The 359-nt window shown below is 47.9% G+C and carries 1 protein-coding gene; it reads left to right on the top strand.

Translation table 11 applies throughout. The features are described 5' to 3' along the window. The coding region (locus CWB85_RS22065) for a hypothetical protein (protein ID WP_138556026.1) at positions 1-359 on the top strand (359 nt) is incomplete at both ends.

Below are 359 nucleotides of genomic sequence, written 5' to 3'. Positions count from 1 at the left end.
ATTGTCGGAGTGAATGCCGCAACGACCGCAGATGGCAGTGGCAACTGGACACTCAGTGGCAGTGAATTAGATATCAGTGCGCTAGTTAATGGCGCATTAACGGTATCGGCAACGCAAACCGATAGTGCTGGTAATATCTCACCTACTGCGACGGCTCAAATAGAACTCGATAATTTAGTTCCAACCACCTTAGCAATTGATACACCTATTGCAACGGATGATATTGTAAATGCGAGTGAAGACAATAACGTACTTGTTAGTGGTTCGGGTGCAGAAGCTGGTGCAACCGTTGCTGTTAATATTGATGGCGTGAATGCTTCTGTCGCTGCTGATGCCAGCGGTAACTGGAGCCTCAGCGG

Source organism: Pseudoalteromonas sp. S1727, assembly GCF_005886375.1.
Classification (GTDB): domain Bacteria; phylum Pseudomonadota; class Gammaproteobacteria; order Enterobacterales; family Alteromonadaceae; genus Pseudoalteromonas; species Pseudoalteromonas haloplanktis.
Note: the sequence above shows the minus strand (reverse complement) of the source record. Positions and strands in the feature narration are given on the sequence as shown.